11 protein-coding genes are annotated in these 14,390 nt (G+C 47.7%); 9 read left to right on the top strand and 2 right to left on the bottom strand.

The window, feature by feature from the left end; translation table 11 throughout:
- The first annotated feature begins 19 nt into the window (after positions 1–19).
- From ACZ5PW_RS18365 to ACZ5PW_RS18340, 6 genes are all read left to right on the top strand, one after another.
- On the top strand, positions 20–2,338 hold the full coding sequence (locus ACZ5PW_RS18365; RefSeq protein ID WP_464556387.1) for a methyl-accepting chemotaxis protein: 2,319 nt from the start codon (positions 20–22) through the stop codon (positions 2,336–2,338).
- 299 nt (positions 2,339–2,637) lie between these two features.
- Positions 2,638–2,976 carry a TraR/DksA C4-type zinc finger protein gene (locus tag ACZ5PW_RS18360; protein ID WP_464556386.1) on the top strand — a complete coding sequence of 113 codons (339 nt, stop codon included), beginning with the start codon at positions 2,638–2,640 and terminating at the stop codon, positions 2,974–2,976.
- 15 nt (positions 2,977–2,991) lie between these two features.
- The gene (locus ACZ5PW_RS18355) at positions 2,992–4,977 is read left to right on the top strand and encodes a monovalent cation:proton antiporter family protein (protein ID WP_464556384.1); all 1,986 of its coding nucleotides are present in this window, start codon (positions 2,992–2,994) and stop codon (positions 4,975–4,977) included.
- On the top strand, positions 4,965–5,774 hold the full coding sequence (locus tag ACZ5PW_RS18350; RefSeq protein WP_464556382.1) for a hypothetical protein: 810 nt from the start codon (positions 4,965–4,967) through the stop codon (positions 5,772–5,774). The genes ACZ5PW_RS18355 and ACZ5PW_RS18350 overlap by 13 nt, the downstream gene beginning before the upstream one ends.
- A gap of 10 nt (positions 5,775–5,784) precedes the next feature.
- Positions 5,785–6,651, top strand: a complete 867-nt coding sequence (gene zupT, locus ACZ5PW_RS18345; RefSeq protein ID WP_464560453.1) for a zinc transporter ZupT — start codon at positions 5,785–5,787, stop codon at positions 6,649–6,651.
- Positions 6,652–6,835: 184 nt separating this feature from the next.
- Positions 6,836–7,396 carry a flavin reductase family protein gene (locus ACZ5PW_RS18340; protein WP_464556380.1) on the top strand — a complete coding sequence of 187 codons (561 nt, stop codon included), beginning with the start codon at positions 6,836–6,838 and terminating at the stop codon, positions 7,394–7,396.
- 143 nt (positions 7,397–7,539) lie between these two features.
- Here the strand turns inward: ACZ5PW_RS18340 and ACZ5PW_RS18335 are convergent, their stop codons facing one another.
- Positions 7,540–9,345, bottom strand: coding sequence for a hypothetical protein (locus ACZ5PW_RS18335; RefSeq protein ID WP_464556378.1), 1,806 nt, complete (start codon positions 9,343–9,345; stop codon positions 7,540–7,542).
- Between the two features lie 237 nt (positions 9,346–9,582).
- On the opposite strand from ACZ5PW_RS18335, the gene ACZ5PW_RS18330 reads away from it, so the two are divergent.
- Positions 9,583–12,681, top strand: coding sequence for a UvrD-helicase domain-containing protein (locus ACZ5PW_RS18330; RefSeq protein WP_464556377.1), 3,099 nt, complete (start codon positions 9,583–9,585; stop codon positions 12,679–12,681).
- A 54-nt stretch (positions 12,682–12,735) separates the two neighbouring features.
- On the opposite strand, the gene ACZ5PW_RS18325 is transcribed toward ACZ5PW_RS18330, so the two are convergent.
- On the bottom strand, positions 12,736–12,882 hold the full coding sequence (locus ACZ5PW_RS18325) for a hypothetical protein (protein WP_464556375.1): 147 nt from the start codon (positions 12,880–12,882) through the stop codon (positions 12,736–12,738).
- 141 nt (positions 12,883–13,023) lie between these two features.
- Between ACZ5PW_RS18325 and cbiR the strand changes: the two genes are divergently transcribed.
- Entirely contained in the window at positions 13,024–13,773 is a 750-nt protein-coding gene (cbiR, locus tag ACZ5PW_RS18320) for a cobamide remodeling phosphodiesterase CbiR (RefSeq protein ID WP_464556374.1), read from the top strand.
- Positions 13,774–13,883: 110 nt separating this feature from the next.
- Entirely contained in the window at positions 13,884–14,387 is a 504-nt protein-coding gene (locus tag ACZ5PW_RS18315; protein WP_464556373.1) for a bifunctional adenosylcobinamide kinase/adenosylcobinamide-phosphate guanylyltransferase, read from the top strand.
- The last annotated feature ends 3 nt before the right edge of the window (positions 14,388–14,390 follow it).

Genomic DNA, 14,390 nt, shown 5'->3' with positions numbered 1-14,390 from the left:
AGGAGTTGTGGGGAAAGCTATGAAGGTTAAAAGTATCAACACGGTGGTTATTGTGGTGGTGTTTATCCTGATCACCCTGACCATATCAGTGAGTGTCATATGGGTTTCAGGAGACACTTACAAGGCTGTTTTCAAGGAACAGAAAAACGCTATGGAGAATATGGTGGATCAGTCCATCAGTGCTTTGGACCTTTATATGTCGCAGACGGCAAGCACAGTAAAACTGCTTGCAACGGATAAAGCCAGTGTTGATGCACTTGCGCATGGGGATACTTCCGCCGCTGACAGTCTTTTCAAATCCTTGATAGGTTCTTCCGACAATTACTGGGCTGCATTCCTTTTTGACACTGAAGGTAAGGTCGTTACCGGCTACAATGCTAAAGGTACCGATATGAAAGGGGCTGACCGCTCTTCACGCGGCTATGTGAAAAAAATACTTTCAGGCACGGATTTTTATATTGCAGATCAGATTCTAAAGTCTAAGAGCGGAGGCGGAATTCTTATTTTTGCCATCGCCAAGGCTGTCCGGGATTCAAACGGGAAAATAATAGGTGGTGTGGGGGTGTTTCCTAAGTGGGAAGTCTTTACCAGGGAATTTATTGATCCTTTCCGTGTGGGGAAGGAGGGGTACAGTTTCATGATGGATTCAAGAGGAACGGTTATTGCCCATGCCGTGGATAAAGATTTATACTTGGAAGATGTTTCAAAGTTTGAATTTGTTAAAACTGTACTCGCAGAGAAAAACGGCGGTACCGCTTATGAATGGAAAGGCCGTGAAAAGTACATGCAGTTCAAGACATTCCCAACTACTGGATGGGTTGTAGTTGTCAGCGCTTATGAAACGGACCTGACCTCTGCGGCTATAAACCAGAGAAATGTCCTATTAGTCGGTGGCGCTGTACTTGTGCTGGTCTTGAGCGCAATTATGGTGTTGATGATCAAGCGGTTGGTCGTAAAGCCTGTTGAAAGCATACTTGCATACTCGACAGAAATTGCGTCTGGTAATCTTCGGGCGGAACTTCAGGGCACATTCCGTTATGAGTTTGAATCCTTATCTGAACAGATCAATCATATGGTTGATGAGCTCAAGAACAAGCTCGGTTTTTCTGAAGGGGTTCTTAACGGTTTGACTGTCCCCTGCGGAATTGTTGATCCTCAGGGTAATATGGCCTGGGCTAACTCTAAAATCTGTGAGCTTATTTCAAGTCGTTACAGTCCTGATCAGTTGGCCGGAGTTCCGGCAGGTGAATTTTTTTTCGGAGATCCGTCCAAGAAGACTATGTCGTATGAAGCAATGCGGCAGGGTAAGATGCTGGAGAAGGAGACCGAGTACAGGACGCATAAAGGGGATATCAAGCACGTGTTCGTAACCACCACCCCTTTCCACGATATGGATGGCAATATGCTTGGTGCTGTCACGATGTGGATTGATATGACTGACATTAAAGAGCAGGCCGCCGAAATTGAAAAGCAGAACGAGCGCATCACTCTGGCCGCTGCTAAAGCTGAGGAAATCTCTCAGAATCTGTCCAGTGCCGCCGAGGAACTTTCTGCCCAGATTGAGCAGTCCTCTCGTGGAGCTCAGGAACAGCGGGACAGGCTGTCCGAAACCTCGACCGCAATGGAAGAGATGAACGCAACAGTCCTTGAAGTTGCTGCCAATGCCGGAACCGCGGCTGAAGATTCCACCAGTGCACGTGATAAAGCCCGTAACGGAGAGCAACTGGTTCGTCAGATGATTGATGCGGCTGATGGAGTCAGGGCTCAGGCGGACGGTTTGAAAATATCCATGGAGCAACTCGGTGTGGAGGCTTCTGAAATAGGAAAAGTGTTAGGAGTGATCAACGATATTGCAGATCAGACCAACCTGCTTGCCCTTAATGCCGCCATTGAGGCCGCAAGGGCCGGCGAAGCCGGGCGCGGTTTTGCGGTTGTAGCTGATGAAGTGAGAAAACTGGCCGAAAATACCATGTCGGCTACCGGCGAGGTCGGTAACGCCATAACAAAGATTCAGGATATGACCCGCCGCAACATTTCCGCCACCGAGGAAGCTGCCAGTTCTGCCCACCGCAGCAGTGAAATCGCCAATGAGTCCGGACAGACTCTGGCTGAAATTGTGAAGCTGGTTGTTAACGCCGCTGATCAGGTCCGGGCGATTGCCACGGCAGCGGAGGAGCAGTCGGCAACAAGTGAAGAAATCAACAGGTCCACAGAGGATATCAGCCGGATATCACTTGAAACGTCACAGGTAATGACTGAATCGGCCAAAGCTGTTCACGAAGTTGCCACAATGGCTGCTAAGCTCAATTCAGTTATAGAAGACATTCAGTCGGACTGATTTGTTCAAAATTAAATCTGAATGAGCTTTTTGAGGCCAGCGATAACGATGTGGGTGAGCAAGACAATAATTACCGCAACTTGTGACCAAGTTAGCTTACCGTTGAAGTGAGTTCTTCTGATACTTTGAAAAACCGCGCGCGATAATTTTCGCGGGACAGCGTTTACTAAATCAGCACCTGAAGCGGCTCTTTGCTCTTTAAAGACGCAAAGAGCCGCTATTTATTGTTCCTTATGAAAATTTAATTGCTCTTGCATGCCTTGAGATGCGTGTATAATATTACGCGATAAATGGAGAAAATGATGAATGAAAATCAGAAATCAGAATTGAAAAATAAAATCATTGAAGAGATTGGAAATCTTAAAATTCTTGTGGAAGGACTTAAAGATACAGTAGAGCCGGTAGCTCCGGATGTTGCAATAGGCAGGCTTTCCCGGCTTGATACCATGCTCAATCAGGGAATAAACAAGAATTCAATAGCCCAGTCCAAAGACCGAATCCTTAAACTTGAGGGAGCATTGGTCCGGCTTGGAGAAGATCCTTTTTTCGGTGAATGCGAAGAATGCGGAGAAGAGATTTCATTTGCCCGTCTCTTGGCGCTGCCGGAAAGCAGGTTGTGCATCAACTGTGCAGAATAATATGGAGAGTATAAAGTGGGAATTGCATCTGATCTGGTAATCCTGATCCTCGCCGGAATGATGGGCGGGATGATTGCCCGGCTACTCCGGCAGCCATTGCTGCTGGGGTATATCATTGCCGGGGTGCTTGTAGGTCCTTATACCGGAGGTATAACCATAAGCAGCGTTCATGACATCGAACTGCTGGCTGAAATCGGCGTGGCTCTGCTGCTTTTTACGCTCGGTATCGAATTTTCAATCAACGAGTTGAAGCCGGTCCGTAATGTTGCGCTGATAGGTACTCCTCTGCAGATTGTGCTGACTATGTTGTTCGGTTACGGGGTTGGCTCGCTGATGGGCTGGGATTCGCAGATTTCTCTGTGGTTCGGTGCTTTCCTTTCTCTCTCCAGTACCATGGTTGTTCTTAAGACCCTTGAAAGCAGGGGGCTGGTAGGAACCCTTTCAAGCAGGGTGATGCTCGGCATGTTGGTTGTGCAGGACATAGCCATTGTGCCGATGCTGATCATCATGCCTCAGGTCGGGACAGAATCTTTCGGGCTTAATGATCTTGCTTTTGCGGGCGTTAAGACAGTGCTTTTCCTCGCGACCATGTTTCTTCTCGGAACACGGGTGATTCCAAGGATTATGAAAATTGTGGCCGGCTGGAATTCCCGAGAATTGTTTATGCTCACCTGTGCCGCCATTGGTCTGGGGGTCGGATTTGCCACCCATGAACTGGGGCTGTCCTTTGCCTTCGGAGCATTTGTCGCCGGTATGGTGCTGAGTGAATCCCGTTATGCGTATCAGGCGCTGAGTGACATCCTTCCGCTTCGGGATATTTTCAGTATGATCTTTTTCGCTTCGGTGGGAATGCTTATTGACCCCTTTTATGTGTGGGAAAACCTGCCTGTTATTACAGCTCTGGCCTTATCTATCCTGCTCGGTAAAGGGGTGATCTTCGGCACTGTGTCCTGGATTTTTCGCTATCGCAATGTCATTCCCCTTGCTCTCGGGTTTGGCATGTTTCAGGTGGGTGAACTTTCATTTCTGCTTTTGCAGCAGGGAGTGGATTCAGGTTCATTTCCAAGGGAGTATTTTCCTCTGTTCATGGGGGCCGGAATAATGACCATGCTCATGACACCTTTCATGGCTTCATTGACCGGACCCATATACAATTACCTGCAACGCAGGAGCAGTTCCGATCCTGTACAGACAAAGAATCTCCCGGATTCCGAACTTGAAGGGCATGTGGTTATTCTTGGTTATGGCAGGTTCGGCTCGTATGTTGCCGGAACTCTTAAGGAACTGGATATGCCGCATGTCACAATTGAACTCAATGCCAATAAAGTAGAGCGTGCGGCGGAGGAAGGGGAGTCGGTTATTTATGGTGATGCCCAGCAGGAGATTGTACTCGAAGCGGCCCGGGTATCCCATGCCAGATCAGTTATCATGACTATTCCTTCCGTAAACGGCTCCTCGGCGGTGATCAGGAAAATCCGCCATCTTGCCCCGGATGTCCCGGTGACAGCTCTATCCAGAAACCCGGAACATCTTGAGGTGCTGGACCGCTTGAATGTGCACCACATTATCATGCCGGAGTTTGAATGCGGACTCGAAATGGTACGCCGCACCTTGTGTGAATTCTGTCTTCCGCCTGATGAAATTCAAAATGTAATGGATTCCATGCGCCGGGAAAGGTATACCACTTCGGTGGAAGAGAACCATCCCAAGTTTGCCCAGCTCGCCAGATTGGGCAAGGCCGCTGATTCAATCGGTCTGCACTGGGTTACGGTGGAGAAGGATTCAGAAGTTTCCGGGCGTTCTCTTTCCGGAAGTAAAATCCGGACAGTAACGGGAGTTTCCGTAGTCGGAGTTCTTCGGGGAGATGATTTCACTCTTAATCCCGAAGGTGATTACAGGTTCGAGGCGGGGGACATTGTCGGGGTGCTTGGTAAGAAGGATAATGTCAGAAGATTTAAATCGTTTGCCGGAGCAGAGAATAAAGAGTTATGCGCAATTTAGTTTTTATAGTATTTATGGTCCTTATTTCCACTGCCGGATGTGCCGGATCAATAGTCCCGGTTCCACAGGGGCTGCCTGAATCCCTTTCTCCGGGGGATAATCCCGTTGATATTCTTTCCTGTTTTGAGGGAGTTCCTTATCGCGGCGATGGGGCCGTAAACAGGTATGGGGAATATACCCTTTTTGCCACTCCGGAGATTCGGTTCGATGAACCGGGACTTAATTGCAGCGGTTTCACTGTTGCCGCGTCCCGTTATCTGTTCGACCGCAACCTGTATTTGAATGACATGACCATAGACAGGCTCGGTGACAGCGGAAAGGACTCTCCCTATGGGCAGGACTGGGATTTCGGTTATGATCTGGTTTTGAATGTAACGGAAGGAATGGAGCGCAGCGTGCTTCTGCCTTTCGGGAAAAAGGCTCAGATCGATGGCAGCAACGGAAATTCACTTAGGGGGTTTCAACTGCATGACCGTGCGGCATGGAAGGATATTATGTCCCGCATGGAAGCCGGGAAAGTTTACCTGTTCTCTATGAGCAAGCCGGTCAGTTTTAAGAAGTACAGGTTACTTCATTATCATGTCGGACTGATTGTTCCCGATGGCAAAGGACATATATGGCTCTGTCACGCGACAACAAAAGGCGGGGTCAATAAGTCCGATATAACCGATAAGGCGAAGCTTGAAAGAATAATTGAAGCAAATCCCGATACCCATCTGGGGCCTCGTAAAATACTGATAATCGAAGTTCCTTCCCGGGCAGGGGGAGTTTCAGTCCTGAAATCCATTGCCAACTGAGGAGAGAATGATGATAGCTGAAAATGCTGCTTTTGCTCTGGGACTGACTTTATTTGCGGGACTTTCCACTGGTATCGGTTCTGCTCTGGCCTTTTTTGCCAAACAGACCAATACCCGTTTTTTGTCGCTCGCTCTTGGATTCTCGGCCGGGGTGATGATTTATGTTTCGTTTATGGAGATTATGGTTAAAGCCCGTCAAGCATTGCAGTCTGATCTCGGAAATGTTGCCGGAACCTGGGTTTCTGTGATTTCTTTTTTTGGGGGGATTGCACTGATTGCATTGATTGATAAATGGGTTCCATCTTATGAAAACCCGCATGAAATGCATCGGGTAGAGGACATGACTCCCAAAAAAGCTGAAGAGGCTATTGAGTCCGGTGAAATGCCTGATCTTGGAAACGGGCTTGAAACTGAAGAGGGGCGCAGAAAACTTCATAGGATGGGAGTTATGGCAGCTCTTGCGATTGGTATCCATAACTTTCCTGAAGGTCTGGCGACATTTACCGCAGCACTCAGTGACCCCAGTCTCGGTATTGCAATCGCGGTTGCAATTGCTATCCATAACATCCCGGAAGGAATAGCTGTTTCGGTCCCTATTTATTATGCAACTGGCAGTAAGAAGAAGGCATTCTTCTATTCATTTACATCAGGGCTTGCCGAACCTGTAGGGGCTCTGGTCGGATATGTCCTGCTCATGCCTTTCATGTCAGATACTGTCTTCGGGGTTATATTTGCCGGTGTAGCCGGAATTATGGTCTTCATTTCACTTGATGAACTTCTTCCTGCGGCGGAGGAGTACGGTGAGCACCATATGTCCATCTACGGACTTATTGCCGGTATGGCCGTGATGGCCGTCTCTTTGCTGTTGTTCCTGTAGGGTTGGATCGCTTGTCTTGTTCGTTGCCGGCCTTTGTTTAGGGTTTTGTTGTCTCTGGGACTTGGTGGTATTATCATATATCGGAGTCTTGAATTTCCGGAAGTGACAGTTGAAGCTGATTTTGCAGATGTGATAATGGAATAGTAAATAAAATTAACTGGCGGATTGTTCAACAGGAGTTCAAATGGCTAAAAGAAATATAGGTGTCCAGGGGTTCACCATGCCGATGCCTCAGGCGATTCTGGGCAGCAGGTATGAGGGACGTAATAATTTTATGGCTCTGGCCTGGGTTTCAAGGGTTAACTATAATCCCGCATTGATGATGATCTCTGTAGGCAAGCGGCATTTTTCCAATACCGCTATCAAGGCCAGTGGCGAATTCAGTGTGAACATCCCTTCGGTTGATCTGGTAGAGGTTACTGATTTTGTGGGGCTTGTTTCCGGCAGCAAGCTGGATAAGTCCGGTCTTTTTGAGGTGGAAGAAGGCGAGCTTGAAAATGCTCCGGTAATCAGTAAATGTCCGGTATCTATAGAGTGCAAAGTCTTTGACTCCATGGAACTCCCCAATGACACCCTTTTCGTGGGGGAAGTTGTCGCCACATGGTGCGAAGAGGAGGTCCTTGTGGATGATGTTCCGGATATCAAAAAGGTTAATCCGTTCATGCTGACCATGCCTGATAACCGTTACTGGGATGTGGGAAACTGTGTTGGTCGTGCATGGCATGATGGGAAAAAATTAAAGTAGTCTTTTCAAAATGCCGGCAATGATATGTACTATAGCCGGAGTATGAATTGAAAACAAAAATCCCGTAATATTGGTCTCGATATTACGGGATTTTTTGTTCTGCTTTGAGATTACATCAGGCAAGGGCGCTGAAAAAGCGTGAATTATCGCATGTAATGTTTATAGCAAGCGATTGCATTCATGGCAAAAAGTGATGTTGTAACTTCACTTCCCACTATGATTCTTGTGGGATGCCTGACCATTGTCCATTCGTAGGCTTTATATGGATGTTTGAAACACCCCTCTCCAAGGTGCTCGTGAAGAATTTTGATTCCTCTTTCGATCAGTCCGTCGCCCCGCTGTGGATAACGCAGCAGGCAGAGAGTAGCCACCGCAAGGGATGCGTCAAACGGATTAAGTGTTGCTCCCAGCATGTCGTACTTGCAGTAGTTTATGGCTGCAAATCTTATCTGCTCAATTTTCCCTTCCGGGTCTATCAGTTCACGTTCATCTTTAGGGATAGTCAACCATGTATCGTAAAGCCGACCGGCATAGCTTACGTAAATCTCCGGCAGGTAGAATCTTACCGCGCTGTCATATTTGAAATTGCCGCTGATAAAGGCATTATGGTGAAAAGTAAGGAACCGTTTCACGGTTTCCAGATTATCACCTTCAAGTGCCTTCCACTGGTAGCGGTTGACCAGTATGGAATCGAGAATGTCCATGTTGTGGCCCGGGCATATTTCATTACCAAGTGTTTCACGGATAATCCGTCCGTCTTTTTTATGGAAGGGCTTATCAAACCAGAGTGGCACGGACCCGAAATAATCGAGGGGGCGGGTCATGGTGATTGTAGGCGGATTTGTATCGTATCCACTTCCAATCTGATACTCGTTAATGATTTCAACCCAAGGGAAATCGAGAAAATCTTCAGCCTTTTTCAGAAGATCTCTGTCACAGTCAATATTCTTCTTCTCCACCAGATCAAGCCATTTACGTGACATTGCCAGTGCAAGAAAGGTGGTGTCCACATCCGGGACATAATCATCGAAGCCCAGTTCTTTTTTGGCTTTCCAGTCACGGGGCTTCATGTTGCAGAGCGGGGTCCCGTTTTCATCCTTGGGCAGGCAGGTTATGGCTGGGTGTCTGATGCCCGAACTAGGCGCCATCAGCCATTCCATGCTGGTTACAATCAGAAAATGGAGAATGGACTCCATCATTTCCTTAAGTTTTGTCTGCTCCGTGTCAGGCAGTTCTTCCAGAATGTAGAGGTTGTAAATCTGTTCCCAGAAAATATCGTCATAAAAGCCTGTCCGGTGAGTGATCCATGAAACTCTCATGGAAAGCGGTTCGGCTATGCCTTTCCATGGACGTCGGAAAATTTTCAAAGCCAGCGGATTGGCGTGCAGGAAGCAGCGCATGAGTCCGAAAAGCAGGTTGATATTCTTAAATTCATGGGATCCCAGACCGATCATGATGTTCATGAAATTTTCACCATCACAAATGGAGTCTCCGGGCAAAAGGACCTGTGCGGAAACAGGAAAATATGGGTCTTTGGGATTTTTATCCCAGACCCGTATAATATCTTTAAGCACTTCATCCAGCACTTCGTTGATTTCGGAATCGTTAATACGCGGCGGGCGTGTATCAGCCGCATGGCGAATCCGCCACTGGGGATCTTTAACCCGGTTGAGCAGATTTGCCAGAGGTTCGAAGGTATTTTCTATCCATTCCCTATCCTGCCAGTTTTCATAACTTGCCTGCATGGCCGCGGACATCATGGATTGATAGGGCCCTACTTTTTCTTTTGGGATGGAAGGGTGGGTACACCAGCGCAGGATAAAATGCTTAAGCAGGGGGTTGCCGAACAGTTTTTTATAAAGCTTACGCAGGTTCTCGCCCGGTTCGCCGACTTTACCGCTTTTCAAAATCGGATCATCACAAATATCGTATACAGAAGCGAATTTCACTTGAACTCCTAAAGTTGTCTGGGCTCCGGCGGCCTCTTTTAAATTGTTAAAAAATTCCTATCAAAGTGGGGGCTGCCTTGCAATCCGTTCGGTCAGGATGTACTGTCCCTTAGATCCCTTGAGAAGGGCTCTAATGATACGATGATGATATGATAAAGTGTAATTTTTACACATTGTTATGATTTGACAGATGATCAGTTTATCAGGACGTGATCAAGACGGGGATGAACGGAAACCATGGAAAGATTTATAGCCGACCTGCATATCCATTCAAGATTTTCGCGTGCCACCAGTAAATCTTTGAGCCCCCGGCTGCTGGCCGCATGGGCCCGGATAAAAGGCATAGATGTCATAGGAACGGGCGATTTTACTCATCCCGAATGGGTGGCTGAGATTGAAGAGCAACTGGTTGATGACGGGTCAGGACTGTTTTCCCTCAAGGAGCCGGAAGGTCTGGAGAATGAGGTTGACTGGGTAGACGGCCCTTTTGCAGGGCAGACACGGTTCATGCTCCAGGCGGAAATAAGTTCTATTTACAAAAGACTTGGCAAAACCCGAAAGGTCCACAACCTGATTTACATGCCGGACCTTGAATCCGTGAAGAAGTTCAACGCCAAACTGGACGCAATCGGCAATCTCAAATCAGACGGCAGACCCATCCTCGGTCTGGACAGCAGAGACCTTCTCGAAATAGTCCTTGAAACAAATGATAAAGCCTTCCTAGTTCCCGCCCACATCTGGACTCCTTGGTTCTCCCTTTTCGGATCAAAATCAGGATTTGATACTGTTGAAGAATGTTACGGAGATCTTTCTTCAGAAATATTTGCCATGGAAACAGGTCTTTCGTCCGACCCGGAGATGAACTGGCTTATTTCCGCTCTTGATAAATACCGGATGATTTCCAATTCAGACGCACATTCCGGAGAAAACCTCGGGCGTGAGGCAAATATTTTCAGCGGAGATCTTTCCTACGAAGGTATATACCGGGCTTTGCGCGGCGAGGGGTTGGGACATAAATTTATGGGAACCATCGAGTTTTTTCCCGAAGAGGGGAAATACCATATGGATGGTCACCGCAAGTGCGGAGTTGTTCTTGATCCGAAGGAAGCTTCCATGCGGGGAGGAATCTGTCCCGCCTGCGGCAAACCCCTGACCCGCGGAGTTTATTCCCGTGTCATGGAGCTGGCGGATCGTGACGATCCGGTGCATCCTTCGGGGCAGCCGGGGTTTGCTTCTCTGGTCCCCCTTAAGGAGCTTATCTCAGAAGTGGTCGGGACCGGGCCCAAGACCAAGAAAGTTCTTGGGGTGTACGCTCCGCTTATCAAGGAATTCGGTTCAGAGTTTTCAATTCTTCAGCATGTTCCTGTCGAGGACCTGAAAAAACACAACGAACATCTTGCTGAAGGCATACGCAGGATGCGCGAGGGGCAGGTCATACGTAATTCCGGATTTGACGGCCAGTACGGAACAATTTCTGTTTTCAGCGCTCAGGAACGGGATGAGATTGTAAACGGCGTGAAGCTCGTTGTGGTGCGGAAAGAGAAAGGTGATCTCGACAGGGCTAAGCCGGGCATCGAGATTCGTAAGGAGTCCGAAGAAAAAGAGGAGCCGCAGGTCGTCAGGTTTAACAAGTCGCAGAAATCAGCAATTGCTGCCGGACCTGCACCGGTTCTGGTCATAGCCGGGCCGGGAACAGGTAAGACGCAGACCCTCATGGGCAGGATCAAACACCTTCTGGAGAGGGGGACCCGGGCCCGGAGAATTCTTGCACTGACCTTTACCCGCAAAGCCGCTGAGGAAATGAACGAGCGCATGAAAAGTATTCTGGGCGAGGACGAGGTCCTGCCGCGTGCTGACACGCTGCATGCGCTTGCGCTGGAATACTGGCAGTCCGCTTTTGACGACGCCCCCATAATACTGAATGAAGAAGGGGCAAGAAAAGTTTTCGCGCGGGCAAACCCGCAGCTAACGGGAACCAAACTTAAAAATGCTTGGGCAACAATCAATCTTTCAAGAGAAACCCTTGAACGTCTTGAAGGAGAAGCGGCTGATATCTATACAGCATATGCATCACAGAAAGATCAGTACAATCTGGTGGATTACACCGATCTTCTGGAGTTCTGGGTTGAGGAACTCAAATCTGATCATTACGTAAGAACTTTCACTCATGTGCTGGTTGATGAGGTTCAGGACCTTTCTCCCCTGCAGCTTGCTATTGTACACCGCCTTGGAGGAGATGACGGAGAAGGGATTTTTGCGATTGGAGATCCTGATCAGTCCATCTATGGATTTCGGGGGGCTGCCGGAGATGTTGCAGGGAGACTGAAATCTTTCTGGGGAAATCTGATTGAAGTAACTCTTGAGGATAATTATCGATCCGCACAGGATATTCTGGATGCTTCAGCTTCAATCCTTGAGAATCCTGCAGAACTCAAAGCTCAAAGGGATTATGAGGCGGATTTACATCTTTTTACAGCTCCTGACAGTTCCCGTGAGGCATCATGGATCAGTGAGCGCATCAAGCAGTTGATCGGTTCCACAAGCCACAGTCTGGGTGATTCGTTCGGGCATGGTTCCATGAGCCCGGGGGATATTGCCGTTCTGGTCCGGTTCAAGGCGTTGATCGGACCGATTGAGGGTATGCTCAAAAGACAGGGCATTCCATGCAGTGTCCCCGAGGTGGAATCTTTCTGGCACGATTCTCGCGTTGAGGCTTTGCTGGCCGCGGCCCGGCGCATGCTGGGTTTTGCCGAAGAGGCCGATGATGAGGTGCCGGAAGTACCGGAAAAAATAGTAGCTCAGGGACCGGTCGGCCTTTCGGCATATCTTAACAATATGCCGCCTTTTGATCAGCTTTTTTGGGAAAGCAAGGCTTTCAGGGATATGTCCAGAGGGTATAGGGAGCATGGCGGATGGTCGGGACTCTTAAACTGGATTCACATGCAGAACGACCTTGATCAGGTCCGTAGAAAAGCGGAAAAAGTCCGTATTATGTCAATGCATGCGGCAAAGGGTCTGGAGTTTGAAGCTGTTTTTCTTGCCGGACTGGATGATGGAATAATGCCTTTTGCCGGAATAGATGTTTTAAGCGGGAATGTGACCGGAACTTCCGGATTGATTGACGAAAACGAAGAGCGCAGGCTTTTATATGTGGGAATGACCAGAGCAAGGAAAAAACTTTATCTTTCCCATGCGGCCAAGCGGCAGCTCTATGGAAAAACTTTGCGTCTACCGGTTTCGAGATTTTTGAAGGGATTGCCTGAATGTGTGAAGAGGTCTGCTATGGTCGCGCGCAAGGTGCAGAAAGAGAAGAAAATCAGTCTGCTTGATATGTAAACCCCTGCGGTTTTTTATTTGATAGGCTTTTGAAGTTACGCAACATATTTGACTCTAAAGTAAAAATACCCGGTAAAGCACTTTTTCATAAACCATGGACATTTTTCTGGCGGCAATGACGCTTAAGCCCACGCCCCTGAGACGACAGAAGACATGCAGCGGGTTAAGATAGTGCTGAAAAAAATTTCTTACTTTTCTCATTTTAACGCTCTCCGACATGATTAGATTGATTACTATTAACTTTAGCAATAAGTATGCCTCGTATTAAAAAGGTTTTTTAGCCAGTCCATTGTAGAAGTGATTACTTAAGTTATATTTGAAATATCTTTAAAGACGGAAAAAATGTCCATTTTTTTGAGTCATATTGACCCATCAATCAAGCTCGCTGCCCCTTCGTGGGTTATTCCCGGAACAGTTGCTGAAAACTGCCGCTATCTTGCAGGAAAAGTGGATGAGGTAGGTCTGCTTTTTTTTGAAACCGAGTCCTGTCTGAATTATTCAAGCACTGATCTGCCACAGAGCCTAGCGGATACGGATCTTTCATTTCATATTCATCACCCTCTTGACCTTCCATGGGATGAAGGAGGCGATACTGTTGCTGAAGTGGTCGGTTCTCTGATTGCAAAGGCTGCACATCTTGATCCGGTGTCTCATGTGATTCACCCGCCTGAATCAGGTTCGTATGCAGGTGCGCTCATTTCCAGTTTCAGGGAATCTTTGGACCGTTTTGATGTAGATCCTGAAATTCTCCTTTTTGAGAACATTCAGCACAACAGCCTTGGTGGACTTGTTGACCACATAAGAGATTGCGGTTTCAGAGTCTGTCTTGATCTGGGCCACATCCTCGCCTATGAACAGCAGGCTGTTCTTGATGAGAATCTTGCCGGGCTGGTCAAAATGCTGCATCTTAACGCCCCCGGTAGGGGAGGAAGGCATGAGAGCCTGCTTAAGTTGGATGATGCAGGACTGTTGTTGCTTGGAAGAATTATGGATAAACTGGAAAAATCGGGTACAATAACGATAGAAGTTTTTGAAGAAAAAGTTTTTTTTGAATCTTTATCATTCCTTAACGAATATTGTAGTTACAAATAAATGTGTACTTACCTTGTGAAAATTTTCTTGTGGTTGCAGTATGTGCGAAAAATAGAGTAGGAAGGGGAAAGTTTTTCCCGATTTTGTATTACTGTATTTGAGGAGAAAACTTGATTACATTTATACTTGGGGGCAATAAGTCGGGAAAATCAGACTATGCCCTTGATCTTTTTGCCGGATATTCCGGTAAGAAGTGCTTCATCGCTACCGGGAAAGCCCGTGATATGGCCTTCCGCAGGCAGATAATGGAGCATCGTAAAGAAAGGGACCCTTCAATTCCTGTGCTCGAATGCGGCCCGGACTTGCATGAGGTTCTATTGAGGGCTAAAAAGGATTATGACCACATTTTGGTGGACAGTCTGGATTTTTGGATGTTCTCATGCGCAGAGCATATGAACGGAAAACGAAATATCGGGGAGGTTGTCCGGCTTTTGTCTGATTGGGACGGTCCGGATGTTGTCCTGGTGTCGTGTGAAGTGGGCCTCGGCCCTGTGCCCATGACCCGTGAGCTCCGCGGCTTCGTGAGAAGCCTGGGATCACTCAACCGAAAAATTGCCGCGATAGCCGATAAGGCTTATCTGGTGGCTGCCGGGTTGCCCCTGGCCCTTAAGTAGTAA

This window comes from Maridesulfovibrio salinus (genome assembly GCF_055394525.1).
This window is presented reverse-complemented; position numbering and strand designations above follow the sequence as displayed.

What these genes read in the sequence shown, in the direction of transcription:
- ACZ5PW_RS18365 (WP_464556387.1), top strand. Translation starts at nt 20, where the DNA reads ATGAAGGTTAAAAGTATCAACACGGTGGTTATTGTGGTGGTGTTTATC.
- ACZ5PW_RS18360 (WP_464556386.1), top strand. Translation starts at nt 2,638, where the DNA reads ATGATGAATGAAAATCAGAAATCAGAATTGAAAAATAAAATCATTGAA.
- ACZ5PW_RS18350 (WP_464556382.1), top strand. Translation starts at nt 4,965, where the DNA reads ATGCGCAATTTAGTTTTTATAGTATTTATGGTCCTTATTTCCACTGCC.
- zupT (WP_464560453.1), top strand. Translation starts at nt 5,785, where the DNA reads ATGATAGCTGAAAATGCTGCTTTTGCTCTGGGACTGACTTTATTTGCG.
- ACZ5PW_RS18340 (WP_464556380.1), top strand. Translation starts at nt 6,836, where the DNA reads ATGGCTAAAAGAAATATAGGTGTCCAGGGGTTCACCATGCCGATGCCT.
- ACZ5PW_RS18330 (WP_464556377.1), top strand. Translation starts at nt 9,583, where the DNA reads ATGGAAAGATTTATAGCCGACCTGCATATCCATTCAAGATTTTCGCGT.
- ACZ5PW_RS18325 (WP_464556375.1), bottom strand. Translation starts at nt 12,882, where the DNA reads ATGAGAAAAGTAAGAAATTTTTTTCAGCACTATCTTAACCCGCTGCAT.
- cbiR (WP_464556374.1), top strand. Translation starts at nt 13,024, where the DNA reads ATGTCCATTTTTTTGAGTCATATTGACCCATCAATCAAGCTCGCTGCC.